Raw genomic sequence first — 2,117 nt, forward strand, 5'->3', positions numbered from 1 at the left:
GTCGCCGGCTACGGCGGCCTGGCCGCCGTCGACGACACCGGCGACGTGCAGACCATCGCCGCCGCCCCGGACCACCAGGGCACCGGCCTCGGCTCGCGGCTGCTCACCGGACTGCTCGCCGCGGCCACCGACTTCGAGTGCACCCAGGTGCTGCTGGAGGTCCGGGTCGACAACCCGCGCGCCCAGCGGCTCTACGGACGTTTCGGCTTCGAGCCCGTCGGTTTCCGGCGCGGCTACTACCAACCCGGCAACGTCGACGCCCTGGTGATGCGCCGCCCGCACACCGCGGCCCCCGAGACCGCACCGACCGACCAAGGAACCGCCACCCATGGCTGACGAGCCGCTAGTCCTCGGCATCGAGACCTCCTGCGACGAGACCGGCGTCGGTGTCGTACGCGGCCACACCCTGCTGGCGGACGCCGTCGCCTCCAGCGTGGACGAGCACGCCCGGTTCGGCGGCGTCGTCCCGGAGATCGCCAGCCGCGCCCACCTCGAAGCGATGATGCCCACCGTCCAGCGGGCGCTGAAGGAGGCCGGCGTCGCCGCCTCCGACCTGGACGGCATCGCCGTCACCGCCGGACCGGGCCTGGCCGGCGCCCTGCTCGTCGGCGTGTCCGCCGCCAAGGCCTACGCCTACGCCCTCGGCAAGCCGGTGTACGGCGTGAACCACCTCGCCTCGCACATCTGCGTCGACCAGCTGGAGCACGGCGCGCTGCCCGAGCCGACGATGGCGCTGCTGGTGAGCGGCGGCCACTCCTCGCTGCTGCTCGCCCCGGACATCACCTCCGACGTCCGCCCGCTGGGCGCCACCATCGACGACGCGGCGGGCGAGGCCTTCGACAAGGTCGCCCGCATCCTGCACCTGGGCTTCCCGGGCGGGCCGCTCATCGACCGCATGGCCAGGGAGGGCGACCCGGACGCCATCGCCTTCCCCCGCGGCCTGACCGGCCCCCGGGACGCGCCCTACGACTTCTCCTTCTCCGGTCTGAAGACGGCCGTGGCCCGCTGGATCGAGGCGCGGCGCAACGCGGGCGAGGACGTGCCCGTCGCCGACGTGTCGGCGTCCTTCCAGGAGGCCGTCACGGACGTGCTGACCCGCAAGGCGATCCGGGCCTGCAAGGACGAGGGCGTCGACCACCTCATGATCGGCGGCGGCGTGGCCGCCAACTCCCGGCTGCGGGCGATGGCCGCCGAGCGCTGCGCCGCCGCCGGGATCACGCTGCGGGTGCCGCGCCCCAAGCTGTGCACCGACAACGGGGCGATGGTCGCGGCGCTCGGCGCCGAGATGGTGGCCCGCGGGCGTCCCGCCTCCGACTGGGACCTGCCCGCCGACTCCTCGCTCCCCGTCACCGAACCCCACGTCCCCGGCACGGGGCAGCCGCACGACCACGACGAGCCGCACCGCCATGACCACCCGCACGCGCACGACCACGACCACGTGCACGAGCTGAGCCGGAAGAACCTCTACGACTCATGACCACCACGACGACCGCCCTGATGTGGGAGGCCAAGGCGGCACCCGAGCGTGCCGCCGAACTCCTGGCCTGGGTCCGCGACCAGTCGCCCGCCACCCCGCCCGTGCGGCGCGAGACGTTCACCGCGCCCGGCGACCGGGTGCTGGTGATCACCTGGTGGCACGCGCCCTACGACGCCGACCTGCCGGAGATCCCCGACCCCCCACCCGGCCTGACCGCCCGCCCGGTCCACCGCTGGCGCTTCCAGCAGGTGTGAGGCCGGGTGCGCACGTGACCGGCGACCTCACCCGGCTCGCGGCTGCGGCGGTACGGCTGCGCCCCGACTTCCGTCCCGCCGCCCTGCTCTCCCGCACCGGCAAGTCCGTGGTGATCGCCGGGGACTGCGAGCAGGGGTCGGCAGTCGCCAAGTCGCTGACGGACCGCGAAGCGCCCTGGGTGGAGCGGTTCGCCGCGGAGATCGCGGTGTACGAGGGCTTCGAGCGCCATCCGCCACCCGTACGCGTGCCCCGTCTGATCGCCGCCGACGCGCGGGCCGGTGTGCTGCTGACCGAGCACGTGGCCGGCCGCCATCCGCTGCCCGACGGTGAGCGGCACTCGCCGCACCCGCTGCGGGCGCCGGACCTGGAGGGCATGCTCGACGCG

General features: G+C 74.6%; 3 protein-coding genes and 1 pseudogene. All 4 read left to right on the top strand.

Features of this window, described 5'->3' with window-relative positions; genetic code table 11:
• A partial coding sequence (locus ACYVE9_RS24160) for a GNAT family N-acetyltransferase (RefSeq protein WP_461030011.1) occupies positions 1–336 on the top strand: 336 nt, incomplete at its 5' end.
• Positions 329–1,477, top strand: coding sequence for a tRNA (adenosine(37)-N6)-threonylcarbamoyltransferase complex transferase subunit TsaD (gene tsaD, locus ACYVE9_RS24165; protein WP_461030012.1), 1,149 nt, complete (start codon positions 329–331; stop codon positions 1,475–1,477). The genes ACYVE9_RS24160 and tsaD, both read left to right, overlap by 8 nt.
• Positions 1,474–1,731 carry a hypothetical protein gene (locus tag ACYVE9_RS24170; RefSeq protein ID WP_461030013.1) on the top strand — a complete coding sequence of 86 codons (258 nt, stop codon included), beginning with the start codon at positions 1,474–1,476 and terminating at the stop codon, positions 1,729–1,731. Before tsaD ends, ACYVE9_RS24170 begins: the two co-directional genes overlap by 4 nt.
• Positions 1,732–1,745: 14 nt before the next feature.
• Positions 1,746–2,117 (top strand): annotated as a pseudogene (locus ACYVE9_RS24175) (aminoglycoside phosphotransferase family protein); the annotation flags it as partial.

This window comes from Streptomyces sparsus (genome assembly GCF_054776295.1).

Coding starts and splice junctions, on each gene's coding strand:
- ACYVE9_RS24170 (WP_461030013.1), top strand. CDS start 1,474: ATGACCACCACGACGACCGCCCTGATGTGGGAGGCCAAGGCGGCACCC.
- tsaD (WP_461030012.1), top strand. CDS start 329: ATGGCTGACGAGCCGCTAGTCCTCGGCATCGAGACCTCCTGCGACGAG.